Source organism: Streptomyces tirandamycinicus, from assembly GCF_003097515.1.
Taxonomy (GTDB): domain Bacteria; phylum Actinomycetota; class Actinomycetes; order Streptomycetales; family Streptomycetaceae; genus Streptomyces; species Streptomyces tirandamycinicus.
This window is the reverse complement of record NZ_CP029188.1, coordinates 1,995,681-2,014,861: the sequence shown is the minus strand read 5'-3', so window position 1 is coordinate 2,014,861 and position 19,181 is coordinate 1,995,681. Positions and strand designations below refer to the sequence as shown.

Annotated in this window: 11 protein-coding genes and 1 pseudogene; 10 read left to right on the top strand and 2 right to left on the bottom strand. The window is 71.5% G+C overall.

The window, feature by feature from the left end; translation table 11 throughout:
• Positions 1-116: 116 nt before the first annotated feature.
• Positions 117-1,463, bottom strand: a complete 1,347-nt coding sequence (locus DDW44_RS08875; RefSeq protein WP_208647948.1) for a beta-ketoacyl synthase N-terminal-like domain-containing protein — start codon at positions 1,461-1,463, stop codon at positions 117-119.
• A 676-nt stretch (positions 1,464-2,139) separates the two neighbouring features.
• Positions 2,140-3,609 carry a PucR family transcriptional regulator gene (locus DDW44_RS08870; RefSeq protein ID WP_341867063.1) on the bottom strand — a complete coding sequence of 490 codons (1,470 nt, stop codon included), beginning with the start codon at positions 3,607-3,609 and terminating at the stop codon, positions 2,140-2,142.
• 351 nt (positions 3,610-3,960) lie between these two features.
• Here DDW44_RS08870 and DDW44_RS08865 point away from each other — a divergent pair, with 351 nt between their 5' ends.
• The 10 genes and pseudogenes from DDW44_RS08865 to DDW44_RS08820 all read left to right on the top strand — a co-directional run bounded on the left by DDW44_RS08865 (position 3,961) and on the right by DDW44_RS08820 (position 18,862).
• Positions 3,961-5,439 (top strand): sodium:solute symporter family protein, encoded by a 1,479-nt coding sequence (locus tag DDW44_RS08865; RefSeq protein ID WP_108906086.1) that lies wholly within the window; start codon positions 3,961-3,963, stop codon positions 5,437-5,439.
• A gap of 70 nt (positions 5,440-5,509) precedes the next feature.
• The gene (gene speB, locus DDW44_RS08860; RefSeq protein WP_026164802.1) at positions 5,510-6,481 is read left to right on the top strand and encodes an agmatinase; all 972 of its coding nucleotides are present in this window, start codon (positions 5,510-5,512) and stop codon (positions 6,479-6,481) included.
• The gene (locus tag DDW44_RS08855) at positions 6,478-8,160 is read left to right on the top strand and encodes a thiamine pyrophosphate-binding protein (RefSeq protein ID WP_108906085.1); all 1,683 of its coding nucleotides are present in this window, start codon (positions 6,478-6,480) and stop codon (positions 8,158-8,160) included. The genes speB and DDW44_RS08855 overlap by 4 nt, the downstream gene beginning before the upstream one ends.
• Positions 8,161-8,595: 435 nt before the next feature.
• Positions 8,596-9,042, top strand: coding sequence for an amino acid ABC transporter permease (locus DDW44_RS08850; RefSeq protein WP_108906084.1), 447 nt, complete (start codon positions 8,596-8,598; stop codon positions 9,040-9,042).
• Positions 9,039-10,924, top strand: a pseudogene (locus tag DDW44_RS08845) (alpha/beta hydrolase). The gene DDW44_RS08850 and the pseudogene DDW44_RS08845 overlap by 4 nt, the downstream one beginning before the upstream one ends.
• A 98-nt stretch (positions 10,925-11,022) precedes the next feature.
• Complete coding sequence (locus tag DDW44_RS08840) at positions 11,023-11,526, top strand: hypothetical protein (protein ID WP_108906083.1); 504 nt, start codon at positions 11,023-11,025, stop codon at positions 11,524-11,526.
• Positions 11,527-11,734: 208 nt separating this feature from the next.
• The gene (locus tag DDW44_RS08835) at positions 11,735-12,643 is read left to right on the top strand and encodes a serine hydrolase (RefSeq protein ID WP_108906082.1); all 909 of its coding nucleotides are present in this window, start codon (positions 11,735-11,737) and stop codon (positions 12,641-12,643) included.
• A gap of 287 nt (positions 12,644-12,930) precedes the next feature.
• Positions 12,931-16,722 (top strand): ABC transporter ATP-binding protein, encoded by a 3,792-nt coding sequence (locus DDW44_RS08830; RefSeq protein WP_244223986.1) that lies wholly within the window; start codon positions 12,931-12,933, stop codon positions 16,720-16,722.
• Between the two features lie 204 nt (positions 16,723-16,926).
• Positions 16,927-17,307 carry a hypothetical protein gene (locus DDW44_RS08825; protein WP_027731346.1) on the top strand — a complete coding sequence of 127 codons (381 nt, stop codon included), beginning with the start codon at positions 16,927-16,929 and terminating at the stop codon, positions 17,305-17,307.
• 100 nt (positions 17,308-17,407) lie between these two features.
• Entirely contained in the window at positions 17,408-18,862 is a 1,455-nt protein-coding gene (locus DDW44_RS08820; protein ID WP_108906080.1) for a S28 family serine protease, read from the top strand.
• The last annotated feature ends 319 nt before the right edge of the window (positions 18,863-19,181 follow it).

Below are 19,181 nucleotides of genomic sequence, written 5' to 3'. Positions count from 1 at the left end.
GGTGATGCGAGGGGGACTCGACGGGATGCGATGGGATGTGCCGGGAGGTGCCGGGATATGAAGGCTCGCGAGGGAATGTGAGGAGGACGCCACGGCAGCGGCCGCGCCCCCGCTGCTCAGTGCGGCGAAGAGGTGTCCGCGCGTCCGAGCAGCATGGCGCTCTTCACACCGCCGATCTGATAGGTGAAGTTCAGGGCGTAGTCGAAGGCGAGGGGGCGGGTGCGTGTGCCGGGCACGGGGTCGAACGGCAGACCCTCGGCCGGCTCCTCGCAGTTGGCCGTGGGGCAGACCTCGCCGCGTTCCATCATCAGCAGGGTCAGCGCCGCACCGAGGCAGCCGGCGGGGGCACCGTTGTGCCCGAAGCAGCCTTCCTGGGAGGTCATCAGCAGGTCCGAAACGGCCGGCCCGTACAACTCGCGTACGGCGTTCGCCTCGAAGGCCGTGACGAGGGCGTCTCCGTCGCTGCCACCGTGGATGTAGGGGATCTGCCCGATCGACCAGCGGTCCCCCAGACACGCGCGGACGGCGGCCACCAGTCCCGAGCCGCTCTCGTCGCTCGTCAGCGGATTGGCCAGTCCGTCGCGTGTCGTGGCCTGGCTCAGCACCCGGCCGTACGCATGGGCCCCCCGCCGCTCGGCGTGCTCCCGGCTCTCCAGGACAAGGGTCGCCGAGCCCTCGCCGTAGTTGACGCAGTCCGCGCGGCGGTCGTAGGGGCGCATCAGACGGTCGAAGGAGGGCAGCAGGGCGGGCTTGCCGGCCGCCCGCCGGGAGGCGTCGGCCTGCTGTGCGATGCGCAGGAGGACCTGGGCGTTGCGGACCAGCTCCACGTCGAAGACGTCGACGCCGGTCACCACCGCGAGATCCACCACGCCGGCGGCGATCATGCCGCGTGCGTGGCCGAGTTGCACCGCGGAGGACGCGCAGCCGCAGGAAACGGTGTAGCAGGGTCCGGTGGAGCGGGTCACCGCACTCTGCACCAGCGCGACGTCGGAGGGGGTGACCGCCAGTTCCGTCCCGATGAAGAGGTCCATCGCGCCCAGCGGCCCGATCACCGCGGGGTCGGCCCGCATGACCGCCTGGTAGCTCGCGACCTGGGCATCCACTCCTCCTCGGCCGGCCAGGACGGCCGCCTCGGCCAGGTCGCCCGCCTCCAGGTCCAGTTCGGCGTCCAGGCAGGCCTCGGCCAGCGACACCAGGCCGAAGCGGTGGGCGGAGGTGAAATGCCGGGAGAAGACCCCGGGCAGTGTGGGAAACCGCTCCTGGAGCGCGGTCTCGGGCAGGTGTACCGGACCGTGGTGGACACCGTCGTGCAGCAGGCATGTGCGGCCGTGGGCGGCGACGTCCCATACGTCGTCCGCGGTGAGGACGGGAGGTCCGTCCCCCGGCAGGCAGAATCCCATTCCGGTGACGAGGGACTCCCGGGATTCCGGGTTTTCCCGCGCCGCCGTCGCCCGTCCGCTCATGGCGCACCTCCGGATGGATAGAGGGGGCATGGTGAATCCACGCCGCTGAAGAGCTGAGCCGGGGAACGCGATCGAAAGGGCGGCTCAGGGGGAGCCGGATCGGCAACCAGCCCGGGGCGCGTTCGAATGAGCGGTCGATTGCGACGGGGCGGGATATGAGGAGCGGCTGATCCGTACCATGACGATCATGAGAACTGCCCGGCGGTTCTCCCTGACGGAGTCATATTCAGGGTACGGGTGTAACGGTGAGTCACCTACAGTCCGGTATCCCGGCGCTCGAAGCGCTTGGCCCCGGAATTCGTGCGCCGATATTCCACCGGCGTATGCCCGGGGATCAATCCGACAGCAATGTCAGATAAATCTGATAAGCGGATCATAGGGCTATTCTCTGTTCATCTCCGCTTCGGCTTCCCTCGGCCCCCCACCCGCTTCCGTCGGCCTTTCTTCGGAATTCCGTGAGCTGTCCGTGAGCTGCGTCCGTGAGTTGTGTTCGTGAGCTGTCCGCGGGCCGTCCGTTGGGCGTTCGTGGGCCGTCCGTGCGTCGTGCGTGGCCCCTCCGCGGGCCGTCCCCCGGCTTTCCCCGGCTCCCACCGGCTTTCCCCGGCTCCCACCGGCTTCCCCGGCTTCCCCGGCCTCCCCGGCCCCCGGCCTCCCTTGCCCCCCGGCCGTTCCGGCGTCAGCCGTACCGCAGCGCGAACCACAGCTCCATCCGCACGTCCGCGTCGTCCAGGTCGACACCCAGCAGCGAGCCGCACCGGGCGATCCGCTGGCGGACGGTGTTGCGGTGGACGCCCAGGGCCACCGCCGTTCGGTCCCAACTGCCGTGCAGCGAGAGCCAGACGCGCAGGGTCTCGGTGAGCGCGGGGGAGTCCGCGACCGGCGCCAGCAGGGTCCGCGCATGAACGGCCGCCTCGTCGGGCGCGACCAGCCCGACGAGGCCGGTGTCCCGCTGGCGGGCCAGCGGGACGCGGGTCGCCTCCGCGCGGCGCAGCGCCCGGGCGGCGGCGGTGTCGGCGGCACCCAGCTCGTCCGCCGCGGCCGGGGCGCTCACCCCCAGGGTCCAGCCGGGCTGCGGTTCGACGCGCCGGTCGCCGGAGAGCAGCACCCGCACCCGCTCCCCGTCGGTGTCCACCAGCGTGCTGCCCAGTGCCGCGCCGAGGGCCGAGGCCGCGATCCGGTCCGGCTGCCCCGGCCGTGCCCCGTGCACCACCGTCCACGGGCCCTGGCCCAGGTCGCGGACGACCTCCGCGGGGGTGCCGCCCAGCAGCAGCCGTACCAGCGCCGCGGTCCGCCCGCTCGCGTCCGCTCCCCGGTGCGGCGCCGTGAGCAGCGACAGCAGTACGACGGCGAGCCCGGCGATCGTGTGCCCGCCCGGTTCGCGGCCCTCGGCGGCGATCCCGAGGACCATGCCCTCGCCGCCACCGAGGGCGTAGGCCGCGAGATGCACGTCCCCGGCGGTGTCGGTCGCCGACGACGGTGCCCGGCGCGCGGAGCCCGCCGCCGCGCCCTGTTCGGGCCTGCCTCCGGCGGCTCCCCGGGCAGGAGGAGCCGCCGTGTCCTCTGCGGGCCCCTCGTCCGCGGGCTCCGGGCTCACCACCCGCGCCAGCCGTCCCAGGGCCTCGCGGGCCTGCCGGGACGGCGCCCGGCCCGACACATGCAGGGCCGAGCCGTCCGGCGCCAGCAGCACCGCCCAGCCGCCGAGGCGGGAGGCCAGCTGCTGGAGCACCGCCGGTACCGGGTCGGGGCGGGCCGCCGCGCCGGCGAGGCCCTGCTGGGCCTCGCTCACCCGGCGCACCTCCCGGAGCCGGGCCTGGGCCATCAGCCCCCAGACGGCTCGGGCGACCGCGGTGAACGGGGTCTTCGGCGGCACCTCCAGCAGCGGCAGCCGGTGGCGCTCGCAGGCCGCGACCAGCGCGTCCGGGACGGTGTCGTACACCGGGGCCAGCCCGAAGCCGATCGCCGCGCCACCCGCCTCGACGACCCGTGCCGCGTACCGCTCGGGGTCCTTCAGCAGGACGCCCGCCGTCAGCAGCAGCTCACCGCCCAGGAGGTACGGGTACGGGTCGGCCATCTCCGAGGTGTGCACCCACTGGATGTGGACGCCCTCCGGGCCGGTGGACTCCGGGACGCCCGCCACCAGCCGCAACCCGAGCTCCTCCCGCGCCAGCAGCGCGGTCAGTGGTACCGGCGGGGTGGGCGGCGCCGAAGGGGCGGAGGTGCCTGCGGCGGCCGAGGCAGCCGAAGAGGCTGAGGCGGCCGAGTGGGCTGAGGGGGCTGAAGCGGCACCCTGGAGAGCGGCGGGGTCCGGCATGGTGGACGTTCCATCCCTGATCGTCTTCGAGAATGGAGGAAACGTACACTTCATCGTCTCTTTTCGGCCACCTATCGTCGAGTCGTCCAGCGGACGCGGGTACGGGCGGATGTCCCCGCGGAGCAGCCGCTGCGTCCCCGTGAACTTCTGCACGACACGCCACCGAGTGAGAGCGAAGGAGGCCCCATGGCCGTCGACTACGCAGTGATCGTCGTCTATCTGGCCGGCATGCTGGCCATGGGCTGGTGGGGCATGCGCCGCGCGAAGTCCAAGAGCGAGTTCCTGGTCGCCGGCCGTCGGCTCGGGCCCTCGATGTACTCCGGCACCATGGCCGCGATCGTCCTCGGCGGCGCCTCCACCATCGGCGGTGTGGGCCTCGGATACAAGTACGGACTCTCCGGCGCCTGGATGGTCTTCACCATCGGCCTCGGCCTGCTGGCCCTGTCGATCTTCTTCTCGGCCCGCATCGCCCGGCTCAAGGTCTACACCGTCTCCGAGATGCTCGACCTGCGCTACGGCGGCCGGGCCGGACTCATCACCGGTGTGGTGATGTGGGCCTACACCCTGATGCTCGCGGTCACCTCGACCATCGCCTACGCCACGATCTTCGACGTCCTCTTCGACATGAACCGGACCGTCGCGATCATCCTCGGCGGCTCGATCGTCGTCGCCTACTCCACGCTCGGCGGAATGTGGTCCATCACCCTCACCGACATGGTGCAGTTCGTCGTCAAGACGATCGGCGTGCTGCTCCTGCTGCTGCCCATCGCCGTCGTCAAGGCCGGCGGCTTCGCCGAGATGAAGGCCCAGCTGCCCACCGAGTACTTCGCCCCGTTCGGCATCGGCGGCGAGACGATCTTCACCTATGTGCTGATCTACACGTTCGGCATGCTCATCGGCCAGGACATCTGGCAGCGCGTCTTCACCGCCCGCGACGACAAGGTGGCCCGCTGGGGCGGCACCGTCGCCGGCACCTACTGCCTCGCCTACGCCCTCGCCGGCGCCGTCGTCGGCACCGCGGCCAAGGTGCTGTACCCCGATCTCGCCAACGCCGACGACGCCTTCGCCACCATCGTCAAGGACGCCCTGCCGCTGGGCGTGCGCGGACTGGTCCTGGCCGCCGCGCTCGCCGCCGTGATGTCCACCTCCTCCGGTGCCCTGATCGCCTGCGCCACCGTCGCCAACAACGACATCTGGCAGCGGCTGCGCGGCGCGGTGACGCGGCGGGCGGACGGCGAACCGCACGACGAGGTCAAGGGCAACCGCCTGTTCATCCTGGCGATGGGCGTCGCCGTCATCGGCATCGCCATCGCCCTCAACAACGTCGTCGAGGCCCTGACGGTCGCCTACAACCTGCTCGTCGGCGGACTGCTGGTGCCGATCCTCGGCGGACTGCTGTGGAAGCGCGGCACGGTGTACGGCGCCCTCTCCTCCGTCGTCGTCGGCGGACTGGCCGTCATCGGCCTGATGGCCACGTTCGGCATCCTCGCCAACGAGCCCATCTACTACGGCCTGCTCGCCTCCCTGGTGACGTACGTCGTCGTCTCCCTGGCCACCAAGCCCACCGACGAGGCGATCCTGGCCGACTGGCGCGAGCGCCTGGCCGGCCGCGACCCCGAGGCCGAGCGGCGGACCGAAACGGAGCCGGTCCCGGCCACCCCGTGAACCCCGTTACAGTCAAACGACTGCAAACCGACGGATAAGCAGAAAAGCGTCAGGAAGAAGAGGCATGGTCATGAGCAGCAACGAGACGCCGCGCGGCCCCATCGACTCGTCCCGCATCCCGCGGTACGCCGGACCCGCGACGTTCGCCCGGCTGCCCCGGCTCGACGAGGTCGGCAGCACCGATGTCGCCGTCGTCGGCGTGCCCTTCGACGCCGGGGTCTCCTACCGTCCCGGCGCGCGCTTCGGCGGCAACGCGATCCGCGAGGCGTCGAGGCTCCTGCGGCCGTACAACCCGGCCCAGGACGCCTCGCCCTTCGCGCTCGCCCAGGTCGCGGACGCGGGCGACATCGCCGCCAACCCGTTCAACATCAACGAGGCCGTCGAGACCATCGAGGCCGCCGCCGACGACATCCTCGGCACCGGCGCCCGCATGATGACCCTCGGCGGCGACCACACCATCGCGCTGCCGCTGCTGCGCTCGGTCGCCAGGAAGCACGGCCCGGTCGCGCTGCTGCACTTCGACGCCCACCTGGACACCTGGGACACCTACTTCGGCGCCGAGTACACCCACGGCACCCCGTTCCGCCGCGCCGTCGAGGAGGGCATCCTCGACACCGAGGCCCTGTCCCACGTCGGCATCCGCGGCCCCCTCTACGGCAAGCAGGACCTCACCGACGACGAGAAGATGGGCTTCGGCATCGTCACCTCCTCCGACGTGTACCGCCGCGGCGCCGACGAGGTCGCCGACCAGTTGCGCCAGCGCATCGGCGACCGCCCCCTCTACATCTCCATCGACATCGACTGCCTCGACCCCGCGCACGCCCCCGGCACCGGCACCCCCGAGGCCGGCGGCATGACCTCCCGCGAACTGCTGGAGATCCTCCGCGGGCTCGCCTCCTGCAACCTGGTCTCCGCCGACGTCGTCGAGGTCGCCCCGGCCTACGACCACGCCGAGATCACCTCGGTCGCGGCCTCCCACACCGCGTACGAACTCACCACGATCATGGCCCGTCAGATCGCCGCGTCGAGGAACGACAAGTGACCCACGACCACGACCTCGTGCTGCGCCCCACGGCGCGGCAGGTCGCCGCCGCGCTCAACCCGCCGCCCGGCCGCAACGGCGGTGACCTCGTCGTCGAGACCCTCGCCGGGCTCGGCGCCACCACGGTCTTCGGCCTGCCCGGCCAGCACGCCCTCGGCATGTTCGACGCGCTGCGCCGCTCCGACCTCGCCTACGTCGGGCTGCGGGTGGAGAACAACGCGGGGTTCGCCGCCGACGCCCACGGCCGGATCACCGGACAGGCCACCCCGCTGCTGCTCTCCACCGGCCCCGGCGCGCTCACCGCGCTCGCCGCGCTCCAGGAGGCCGCCGCGGCCAGCGCCCCCGTCCTGGCGATCTCCAGCCAGGTTCCGAGCGCGGGCATCGGCGGCGGACGCCACGGCTATCTGCACGAACTGCGCGACCAGAAGGCGTCGTTCCGGGACGTCGTGAAGTCCGTGCACACCGTCCGCACCGCCTCCCAGATCCCCTCCGCGATCGCCGCCGCCTGGGAGTCGGCGCTGACGGCCCCGCACGGGCCGGTCTGGGTGGAGATCCCCCAGGACGTGCTGCTCGCCGAGACGGCCCTGCCGGTCGTGACGGCCCTGGACGCCACCCCGCACGACCTCGTGCCCCGCCCGGAGCTCACCGCCGTCGCCGCGCATCTGCTCCAGAACGCCGAGCGCCCCGCGATCATCGCGGGCGGCGGTGTCGTGCGCTCGGACGCCTCCGGCAAGCTGCTGGCGCTCGCCGAGAAGCTGGACGCGCCCGTCGTGACCACCTTCGGCGGCAAGGGGGCCTTCCCCTGGGAGCACCCGCTGTCGATGCAGTCCTGGCTGGAGGACCGGCACACCACCGACTTCCTCGAGGACGCCGACGTGCTGCTCGTCGTCGGCTCCGGCCTGGGTGAACTCTCCTCGAACTACCACACGTTCGCCCCGCGCGGCCGGGTCGTCCAGATCGAGGCGGACCTCGGCAAGCTCGAGTCCAACCACCCCGGGCTCGGCATCCACGCCGACGCCCGGATCGCGCTCACCGCGCTGCTGGAGACGGTGGAGGAACGCCGCGACCCGTCGGCCGCCGAGCGGGTCTCCACCCTGCTGGCGAAGGTCCGGGAGCGGATCGCCGGCCAGGAGCTGACGCTGGAGCAGGAGGTGCTCGCCGCGGTCCGCGAGGCCCTGCCGGACGACTCCCCGAGCTTCTGGGACATGACGATCCTGGCCTACTGGGCCTGGTCCGCCTTCGACGCCCGCCGGCCGAACACCATGCACTCGGCGCAGGGCGCGGGCGGCCTCGGCTACGGCTTCCCCGCCGCCCTCGGCGCGGCCGCCGCGGACCGGACCAGGCCGGTGCTCGCGGTGTCCGGCGACGGCGGCGCGATGTACTCGATCGCGGAACTGGCCTCCGCGAAGCAGTACGAACTGCCGGTGACCTGGCTGATCGTGGACGACGGCGGCTACGGCATCCTGCGCGAGTACATGACCGACGCCTTCGGCGAGGCGACCGCGACCGAGCTGTCCCGCCCGGACTTCGTCGCGCTCGCCGAGTCCTTCGGCGTCCCGGCCGTGCGCACCACGGCGGAGTCGCTCCGCGAGGACCTCGCCAAGGCCCTGGTCCAGCCCGGCCCCTCGGTCGTGGTACTGCCCGCGGTGCTCCGGATGTTCGCGCCGACGCACCTGTAGGGGCGCGGCGCGGGCGCACGGGCGGGCCCCCGGTGTGGCGCGGGGCCGTATTGGTGAGGCTGCGCGCGCGGTCGATGGGCGCGGCCCGGCGTGACGCTTGCGCTTGGGCGCGGTTCTGGCGAGCGCCGCACCGGCGAGTTCAGGAGTGGCGCGCGCACCGGTCACCCTCAGGAGTGACCGGTGCGCCGGTGTCATGGCCCTTCGCGGGGGTCTGCCCATACCTCCGAGCCGGCCCGGGGCCCGTGCGGCGCTGCTGCTCGGGAGGGCCTCCGTCGCTCGTGCACACGGCCCACCCCCGCCGCGGATGAGTACGCGTACTCAGAGACACCCGTACAGGCGGCCGATACGCAGGCCGGGAGGGGTTCGCTAGCCTGCACCGGCGATCCCGGGCGGTCCGGGCGTCATCGCATGTGCATACGGGGAAGTGGTCCACACGTGGCCTGGGACGAGTGGGAACGGATCAAGGCATCCGCGGCCGAGCGACGGTTCACGGAGATGCGGCTCGACCAGCCCCCGGCCGATCGCGCCGGTGACGGTCCGTCGGGCGGCGCGGGCGGGAGCCGGCTGAGGCACGCGGCCCGGCCGTGGAACCGCGCCGCGGCGACCGCCGGCATCCTCAGGACCAGTACCCGCACAGCCAGGACCGACCTGGCGACGGGTCACGCCGGGACGGCGGGCGGTCTCGCCGGACTGTCCAGCCTCGCCTCGCTGACCAGCGTGCTCGACTCCTGGGAGGACCGTCTCGGTGCGGTGGAGGACGAGTGCGTGGCCCTGGAGCCCGCGTTACGGAGGGCGGGCGGAGAGCTCGTCGGGGCGGACCACGGGGTCGCCGCCAGGACGACGAACGCCGTGCGGGTTCCCCACGGCGGTGACGCCACGTGACGTCGTCGCTGACCTGGCAGCAACTGCGGGACCTGAGGCTCGACGAACTGGATGACGCCGCCGACGGCTGGGGCGCCGTGTCACGATACGCCGACGCGGCCGAGGAGCGGATCAACGGCGACATGAGCGGCGCGCTGTCGAAGACACAGGAGAGCCAGTCCGCCGAAGCCGCCGTGAAGCGCCTTCAACGGCTGAGTCGCAACTTCGACTACATCAGGACCGAATGCGGTCTGCTGCGGACCACGGTCAGCGGACTGGCGGCCGAACTCGCCTCGCCGCAGCGCCGGGTGAAGGAGGCCCTGGCCGACGCCGCCGCCCACGCGTACACGGTCCACGAGGACGGGAGCATCGGCTATCCGGCCGCCGGCACGAGCGAACTGACGGGACCGGAGATCCCGGGCGGCCGGGCCTCGGGACACAACGGCCTGATCGGACCCGGTGCGGGTCTCCACGGACCCGTCGGCGGTCCCGGCCTCCTCGACTCGGCCGAAGGCTACCGAGGACCGAGCCTGACCAGCACGAACCCTCATCACGCCAGGGCACAGCACATCGCCGACCGCATCGCCCGGGCCCTGCGCGACGCGCAGGAGACTGACAGCCGCTACCAGAGCACGCTCGCCAGGCTCAGGGCCGCGCCGGGACTCACCGTGGACACCACGTCCTGGGCCGACGCTGCGGCCGACATGGCGGCGGTGCGCGAGGCCGCCCGCGGTCAGATCGATCGTGAGATCCCGCTCGACAGGTCGCCCGCCGACCGCAAGAGGTGGTGGGACGGGCTGACCGACGCACAGCGCGAGGACTATCTGGCGAGCTATCCGGACGTCATCGGGAACCTCGACGGCATCCCTGCCCTGGTGCGCGACGAGGCGAACCGGGAGAACCTTCAGCTGCTGATCGCGAAGTTCTCGGGCGAGGAGGGCGAGGTGGCCAACACCCGGTTAAGCGGACTGAAGGAGCTCCAGCACCAACTGGAAGTCAACGCCGCCACCCGGCTCACTGACCCCAGCGAGCCTCCGATGTACCTGCTCGGCATCGCCGACGAAGGCACGGGCCGGGCGATCGTGACCTACGGCAACCCGGACACCTCCCGCAACGTGGCGGCGTACGTCCCGGGGCTGGGTACGGCACTCGATGATCACTTCGCGGTGAACGACCTCAAACGGGCCCGGGACACCGCCATCGGTGCTCGTATTAACGACCCATCGAGCGCCTCCATCGTCTGGCTCGGATACGACCCACCCCAGCTCGGTGAGGTGGATGCCGAAACCCTGCTCTCCAACACCGAGGTCATGTCCGCCGTGCGGGCCGAGCGAGGAGCTCCCGCCTACAACTCGTTCATGAGCGGCCTGGGGGCCACGAACGAGCACGAAGAGCCGCATCTCACCGCGATCGGCCACTCCTATGGCTCCCGCCTCGTCGGCGCCGCGCCCAGGAGGACGGCGGAATTCCGGGCGCGGACGACATCGTGCTGCTCGGCAGCCCCGGCGTCGGCGTGGACAGGGCGGAGGATCTGGGTGTCGGCAAGGGCCATGTGTTCGTGGGCGCGGCTGAGAACGACCCGGTGAGCCGTCTGCCGTCGAAGAAGGAAACGATCGCCGGAGGTGCCTTGATGGGCGGCGGTCCTCTGCTGTCGTATCTGGCAGCCGATATCGCCGACCAGGGTGACGACGACATCTGGTTCGGCAGGGATCCAGCCAGCAGGGCCTTCGGCGCACACCGGTTCACGGTCGACGACGGGCCGCGACCGTTCATCGACGGTCAAGGCCCGACGCCCGCGCACTCCAACTACTTCGATCCCGTCAAGGACGAAGCGTCCGCCGCCAACATCGCCGCAGTCGTTTCGGGGCGATCCGATCTTGTCACCTCCGAGAGGCACCGATGAAACAACGCATGTTCGCAGTGGCCCTCAGTGCCGCTGTCGTCTCAGGCTGCGGCTTGATCGGGGACGGGGATAGGGCACCGAAGGGAAAGGTACCCAGCATGAACATGCAGGAGGCCGGCGAACGAGCCGAGCAGATGCTCGACGGCATGATCGGGTCCATCAAGCCGGGCGTCGATGTGCAGCGGGGACCGTCGAGTGATCCGATCTGCACGGACTTCAAGAACGACAGCACCGGGACCGGGCAGATCACACGCCGTCGCCATGTGATGACGATCATCTCGGAGGAGCGCCGCGGTAGCTTTCTCGGCGTCGTCGAGCGCCAGTGGAAGAGGGAGGGGTACGCGATCACATCCGTCCGCGAGCACAAGGAGATGCCGGCGATGTTCGCGACCAGTCCGGAAGGCTTTCGGGTAACGCTGCAGTTCGGCTTCAAGGGTCAGGCACACTTCAGCATCACCTCCCCCTGCGTCACCGAGTCCGAGGTCACCGAGCCCCCCAGGCAGCCGCTCGACCCGAGCTCGCCCGCGGCCGAGGGCTTCCCCTACATCCGCTCCGACTTCTGGTCGGCCGAAACCCCGGCGCCGATCCCGTCGGCGCGATGAGGTCCGCGTGAGCGCCCTCGGCCGTGCGGACGGAGGGGCGTGGGCGCACCGCCCACGCTCCCGTCCCGGCCGCAACCTCTCCCTTCCGTACAACCTTTGGGGGCCCGTACAACCTTTAAGGGCCCGCGGAGTCATGTGAGGCGTGAAGAGACACTCCATACCCCGCCGCCGCAGACGTGGGGCTCTCTGCGCGGCTGCCGCCCTCGCCGTGCTCGTACCGGTCACCGTCAGCACCACCATGGGTACGGCGGGCGCGGCCACCCCCGCCGTGGCCTGTACCTCGCAGAAGGCCGGACTCGCGGCCAAGCTCGTCAAGGACATCACCGCGGCCCTCAAGGGGCGCGTGTCGACGACCGCCGTGCTGGTCAACGACCGGGTCACCAGGACCAGCTGCGTGCTTCGCCCGGACCAGGCGTTCGACTCCGCCAGCGTCGTCAAGACGACGGTTCTCGCGGCCCTGCTCTGGGACGCTCAGAAGACCGGCCGCCAGCTGACCAGCACCGAGAAGTCACGTGCCACGGCCATGATCACCAAGTCGGACAACGACGCCACCAGTGCGCTGTGGCGGCAGCTCGGTCCGACAAGGATCAAGGGCTTCCTCGCCGCCGCCGGCATGACCAAGACCGTGCCCGGCGCGAACGGCTACTGGGGACTCACCCAGATCACCGCCCGTGACCAGCAGAGGCTGCTGGCGATCCTGACGGCCAAGAACCACGTCCTGACCGACGCCTCGCGCGGCTATGTTCTCCAGCTGATGAACGCCGTCGTGCCGGACCAGCGCTGGGGCACGCCCGCCGGCTCCCCCTCCACGGCGAGGATCCACGTCAAGAACGGCTGGCTCCCACGGGCCACGCACGGCTGGCGCGTCCACTCGATCGGTGCCTTCACCGGTACGGCGCACAACTACCAGATCACCGTGCTCACCCATGGCAACAAGACCATGGACGATGGCGTCGCCACCATCCAGGCCGTCGCCCGCGCCGTGCACCGAAACCTCAACCCCACGGCTCCCGCGCGCCTCGGCTATGTGCCGACGGGCACCCCGGAGGAGTCCGTTCCCGCCGTTCCGGGCCGCCCGGCCCAGGACGCGGCGCCGGCGAACCCGGCGCTCCGCTAGTCGCGGCGTCCGGCGCCCGGCGCCCGGCGCCCGTGAGCCCGGGCCCATCCGCAGCCCGGGCCCATCCGCGCGCAAGCGCACAAGCGCACAAGCTCGCGAGTGGGTGCGTGGGTGCATTGGGTGCACTGGGTGCATGGGCGAGCACACGAGCAGGCGCGTACCCGCGTACGGTCGCTGGTCCTAGGACCAGCGACCGTACTTTCCCCGCCCCGCCCCGCACCGGGATGAAATCGGGCCCGGTCCGCGTTGGTGCCTTCCGGCAGCTCAGGACGATGGGGAGGCATCTGGTGACGGCGGCGGCAGAGCGATCGTGGGCGCGGAGACTGGCCGGTTACGCCTGGCGGTACCGGCGGAACGTCGTGCTCGCGCTCGGCTCGTCACTCGCCGGCATGGCGGTCATGGCCATCGTTCCGCTGATCATCAAGGTCGTGGTCGACGACGTCATCGGCGATCACTCACGGTCACTGCACGTCTGGACCGGCCTGCTGATCGCCGCCGCGCTCGTCGTCTACGCACTCACCTACGTACGCCGCTACTACGGCGGGCGACTCGCCCTCGACGTACAGCACGACCTGCGTACCGACATGTTCCGGACGATCAGCCGACTCGACGGGCGCCGTCAGGACGAGCTGTCCACGGGCCAGGTCGTCGGGCGTGCCACCAGCGACCTGCAGCTCATCCAGGGCCTGCTCTTCATGCTCCCGATGACCATCGGGAACTTCGTGCTGTTCTTCGTCTCCCTCGGTGTGATGGCCTGGCTGTCGCTGCCGCTCACCCTCGTCGCCCTGGCCGTCGCCCCCGCCCTGTGGTTCATCGCCAGACGCAGCCGGGTCAGGCTCCACCCGGCCACCTGGTACGCGCAGCAGCAGGCCGCCGCCGTGGCCGGGGTCGTCGACGGAGCCGTCTCCGGGGTGCGCGTCGTCAAGGGTTTCGGCCAGGAGGACCAGGAGACCGGCAAGCTGCGGGACGTCAGCCGCAGGCTCTTCGCCGGCCGGCTGCGTACGGTACGGCTGAACGCGACCTACACCCCCGCGCTGCAGGCCGTGCCCGCGCTCGGCCAGGTGGCGATGCTCGCGGCAGGCGGCTGGCTGGCCACCCGCGGGCAGATCACCCTCGGGACCTTCGTGGCCTTCTCCACCTACCTCGCGCAGCTCGTCGGACCCGTGCGGATGCTGGCCATGGTCCTGACCGTGGCCCAGCAGGCGCGGGCCGGTGTCGAGCGGGTCCTGGAGCTGGTCGACACCGAGCCGGCGATCAAGGACGGCACCAAGGAGCTCCCGGCCGACGCCCCGGCGACCGTCGAGTTCGACGACGTCGGTTTCTCCTACGGAAGCGGAAACGGAAACGGAGACGGAGCGGGGGGTGGGGACGGCGATGGAGACGGGGACGGGAAGGGCACCCGGTCCGTCCTCGACGGCTTCTCCCTGGAGATCCGGCCCGGCGAGACCGTCGCCGTCGTCGGCTCATCGGGCAGCGGCAAGTCGACCGTCTCGCTGCTGCTGCCGCGCTTCTACGACGTGTCGCACGGCGCGGTCCTCGTCGGCGGTCACGACGTACGCGAGCTCACTCTGGAGTCGCTGCGGGCCGCCGTCGGGCTGGTACCGGAGGACAGCTTCCTGTTCTCCGACACCGTCCGCTCCAACATCGCCTTCGGGAAACCGGACGCGACGGACGAGGAGATCACCAAGGCCGCGCGTACGGCCCAGGCGGACCGTTTCATCAGTGAGCTGCCGGACGGCTACGACACCAAGGTCGGCGAGCAGGGCCTCACCCTCTCCGGCGGCCAGCGGCAGCGCATCGCCCTCGCCCGCGCGATCCTCACCGACCCCCGGCTGCTGCTGCTCGACGACGCCACCTCCGCCGTCGACGCCCGGGTCGAGCACGAGATCCACGAGGCGCTGCGCGGCGTGATGGCCGGGCGCACCACCCTGCTGATCGCCCACCGGCGGTCCACGCTCGGCCTGGCCGACCGTATCGCCGTCCTCGACGGCGGCCGGCTCGCCGACATCGGCACCCACGAGGAACTGCAGGAACGATCCGCGCTGTACCGGCGGCTGCTCACCGACCCCGACGAGCTGGGCGGGGTCTCCCCGGGCCACACCCTCCCCGTCGAGATCCCGGAGGACCGCACCCTCCGGGCCGAGATGGATGCCGAGTTCGACGCCGAGCGCGGTATCACGCCCCCGCTGTGGGTCCGCAAGGAGGAGGGAGAAGAGGACGAGGCGGTCGGTGCAACGCCCGAACTCCTGGCGCAGGTCGCGGCGCTGCCCCCGGCGGACGACACCCCGCAGGTCGACGAGGTCCGGGCGGTGACCCCCGAGGACGACGGGTACGGCCTGCGCAGACTGCTGCACGGCTTCCGGCTGCCGCTGCTCCTGAGCCTGCTGCTGGTCGCCGTCGACGCGGGTATGGGCCTGCTGCTGCCGGTGCTGATCCGGCACGGCATCGACGACGGCGTCGAGCAGGCCGCGATGTCCGCGGTCTGGGTCGCCTCCGCCCTGGCGCTGCTGACCGTGGTCGTCCAGTGGGCCGGCCAGATCGGTGCCACCCGGATGACGGGACGTACCGGCGAGCGGATCCTCTACGCCCTGCGCCTCAAGATCTTCGCCCAGCTCCAGCGCCTCGGCCTGGACTACTACGAGCGCGAGCTCACCGGCCGGATCATGACGCGCATGACCACGGACGTGGACGCGCTGTCGACCTTCCTGCAGACGGGCCTGGTCACCGCCTTCGTCTCCGTCGTCACCTTCTTCGGCATCATGGTCGCCCTGGTCGCGCTCGACCTCCAGTTGGCCCTCGTGGTCTTCGCGACCCTGCCCGTCCTGATCGTCGGCACGTACTTCTTCCGGCGGCAGTCGGTGAAGGCGTACGAGCTGGCACGGGAGCGGATCAGCGTCGTCAACGCCGACCTCCAGGAGTCGGTGAGCGGGCTGCGCATCCTGCAGGTCTTCCGGCGCGAGCGGTCAGGCCGCCGGCGGTTCGCCGAGCGCAGCGAGAGCTACCGCGATGCGCGGGTGCGCGGCCAGTGGCTGATCTCCGTGTACTTCCCGTTCGTGCAACTGCTGTCCTCGGTGGCCGTGGCGGCCGTGCTGATCGTGGGCGCGGGCCGGATCGAGGCGGGCACCCTCACCACCGGTGCGCTCGTCGCCTACCTGCTCTACATCGACCTGTTCTTCGCCCCGGTGCAGCAGCTGTCCCAGATCTTCGACGGCTACCAGCAGGCCACCGTGTCGCTCGGCCGGATCCAGGAGCTGCTGCGGGAGCCGACGTCGACGAAGCAGTCCACCGAACCGGCGCAGGTGTCGTCGCTGCGCGGCGACCTCGCCTTCGAGAACGTCTCGTTCGCGTACGGCGGCGGCAGGGCCGACGGTGCGGACAGCGCGCTCAGCGGCGTCGACCTGCGGATCCCGGCCGGGCAGACGGTCGCGTTCGTCGGTGAGACCGGCGCGGGCAAGTCCACCCTGGTCAAGCTGGTGGCACGGTTCTACGACCCGACGAGCGGACGGGTCACCGCCGACGGCACCGATCTGCGCGACCTGGACCTCACCTCCTACCGGCACCGGCTCGGTGTCGTGCCGCAGGAGGCGTACCTCTTCCCCGGCACCGTCCGGGACGCCATCGCGTACGGGCGGCCCGGGGCGAGTGACGCGGAGGTGGAGGCCGCGGCACGTGCGGTCGGCGCGCACGAGATGATCGCCACGCTGGAGGGCGGCTATCTCCACGAGGTCGCGGAGCGCGGACGCAATCTCTCCGCCGGACAGCGTCAGCTCATCGCCCTGGCCCGGGCCGAACTGGTCGACCCGGACGTGCTGCTGCTCGACGAGGCGACCGCCGCGCTCGACCTGGCCACCGAGGCACAGGTGAACCAGGCCACCGACCGGCTCACCGGCCGCCGCACCACCCTGGTGGTCGCTCACCGCCTCACCACCGCCGCCCGCGCGGACCGTGTGGTCGTCATGGCGGACGGCAGGGTGGTCGAGGACGGCACGCACGACCAACTGCTCGCGCGTGGCGGGCGGTACGCCGAGCTGTGGCGGACCTTCATCGGCGAGGCGGAGCCGGCCACGGCCCGGACCTGAGCCCGGAGGCCCGGTGCGCGCGACCCCGCCGGGTTCCGCCGGATCGCGCGCGACCCTGCCGGGTTCCGCCGTATCCCGTGCGCGATCCCGACGGATCCCGACGGATCCCGTGCGCGATCCCGCCCTCCCGGGCCCGGGCGGGCAACCGTCCGGGCCCCCACTGCGTCGTACGTCAGTACGGCTCGGCGCGGGAGGGGAGCAAGTGTGTTCGGGATGCTGGTGAGGCGAGTGCTCGCCGTGCTCATGGTCGTCGGCGCGGTGTCGCTGACGGGGCCGGGGGGTCAGCGGGCGGAGGCCGCATCCGTCTGCTCCGGCCGTCCCGCGAAGGCGGTCGGGTTCGCCACGGGAGAGCTGCGCGTCTACAAGAAGCGTCAGTACGTCTGCGCCCTCACGGTCGCCAAGCGACCCGGCTCCGTACGGCCGATGTCGGTCTCCCTGCAGCCGCGCGGCGGTCGCGCGGCCGTCGACAGCGGGCGATTCACCCGGCAGGCGGGTCCGGTCACCGTCTACGCCCTCAACCGCTGCGTCCGGGTGTCGGGGGCCGTCGCCGGGAAGCGCGCCTCGACCGGCTGGATGCTCTGCTGAGAGAGCCGGATTCCGCACCGCCCTTCAACTCACCCTGGCCATAGCGACCTTGCCCCGCTAGGTTCACCGCGACCGCTGTGAACCAAGGGGAGTGTGTTGCATGCGGAAAACACTCAGATGGCTGCTGTCGCTCGTGGTGCTCATAGGTGGCGCCGGGACGACGGCGAGCGCGGCCACCGCCGCCGAACCCGCCATCGGCTCGCCCGTGGCGTCCGAGGACGCCACGTCCCGGGACATCAAGGACCGGATCCTCGCGATCCCGGGGATGAGCCTCATCGAGGAGAAGCCCCACCCCGGCTACCGCTACTTCGTGCTCGGCTACACCCAGCCGGTCGATCACCGGCGCCCGGCCAAGGGCACGTTCCAGCAGCGCATCACCGTGCTGCACAAGGACACCACCCGGCCGACCGTCTTCCACACCAGCGGCTACCACGTCGGCACGACCCCGCGTCGGCGTGAGCCCACCCAGATCGTGGACGGCAACCAGGTCGACCTGGAGTACAGGTTCTTCAGCCCGTCGCGGCCCGACCCGGCCGACTGGTCCAAGCTCGACATCTGGCAGGCCGCCAGCGACCAGCACCGCGTCTTCACCGCGCTGAAGAAGATCTACGGCAAGAAGTGGATCTCCACGGGCGGCTCGAAGGGCGGCATGACCGCCACGTACTACGAGCGCTTCTACCCGCGGGACATGGACGGTGTCGTCGCCTATGTCGCGCCGAACGACGTGGACAACAAGGAGGACTCGGCCTACGACCGGTTCTTCGAGAAGGTCGGCACCGCCGAGTGCCGCGACAGGCTGAACGCGGTGCAGCGCGAGGCGCTCGTCCGCCGTGAGTCGCTGGAAGCGCGGTACACCGCGTACGCGGCCGAGAACGGCTACACCTTCCGTACCGTCGGCTCGCTCGACAAGGCGTTCGAGGCCGTGGTCCTCGACTACACCTGGGCCTTCTGGCAGTACAGCCTGGCGGCCGACTGCGCGTCGGTCCCGGTCGCGGCGACCGCCACCGACCAGGAGATCTGGGACAGCGTCGACGCGATCTCCGGCTTCTCCTTCTACACCGACCAGGGCCTGGAGCCGTACACGCCGTACTACTACCAGGCGGGTACGGAACTCGGCGCGCCGACCATCGCTCAGCCCCACCTCGAGGGCCTGAGCCGCTACGGCTACCAGGCGCCGCGCGACTTCGTGCCCCGGGACATCCCCATGCGCTTCAAGCCGTGGGTGATGGACGACGTGGACGGCTGGGTCCGCCACCACGCACGGCAGATGCTCTTCGTCTACGGCGAGAACGACCCGTGGGGTGCGGAACCGTTCCGGCTCGGCAAGGGCGCGCGGGACAGCTACGTCTTCACCGCTCCCGGCGCCAACCACGGTGCCAACGTCGCCGGCCTGAGAGCGGACCAGCGGGCGAAGGCCACCGCCCGGATCCTGGAGTGGGCGGGCGTCGCCCCGGCCGCCGTCCAGGAGGACCCGGCCAAGGCGAAGCGGCTGACGAAGCCCGACACGAAGCTCGACAGGCAGGACATCGAGCGGGAGCCGACGCTCCGTCCGTGACCGCCGTACCCGGTGACCGCCGGTGACCGCCGGTGACCGCCGAAGCCGGTGACCGCCGGTGGCCGCCAAACCCGGTGGCCGGTGGCCCTGGTGGCCCTGGTGGCCGGCGGTCACCGGGCCCCGGTGCCTGCTGACTCCGGTGCCTGCTGACTCCGGTGCCTGCTGAGGGACGGTCCCGACGTCCCCGGTGGCCGGTGGCCCGGTGACTGGTGGCCCAGCAACCCGTGACCCGTCAACAGCGACCCGGCGACAGGCGATCAGCGACCGGCGAGGGAGGCCCGTGGTCGCCGGGCCGTGCCCCGTCATCGGGGGCCGTGTC

What these genes read in the sequence shown, in the direction of transcription:
- DDW44_RS08840 (WP_108906083.1), top strand. Translation starts at nt 11,023, where the DNA reads ATGAACATGCAGGAGGCCGGCGAACGAGCCGAGCAGATGCTCGACGGC.
- speB (WP_026164802.1), top strand. Translation starts at nt 5,510, where the DNA reads ATGAGCAGCAACGAGACGCCGCGCGGCCCCATCGACTCGTCCCGCATC.
- DDW44_RS08875 (WP_208647948.1), bottom strand. Translation starts at nt 1,463, where the DNA reads ATGAGCGGACGGGCGACGGCGGCGCGGGAAAACCCGGAATCCCGGGAG.
- DDW44_RS08865 (WP_108906086.1), top strand. Translation starts at nt 3,961, where the DNA reads ATGGCCGTCGACTACGCAGTGATCGTCGTCTATCTGGCCGGCATGCTG.
- DDW44_RS08820 (WP_108906080.1), top strand. Translation starts at nt 17,408, where the DNA reads ATGCGGAAAACACTCAGATGGCTGCTGTCGCTCGTGGTGCTCATAGGT.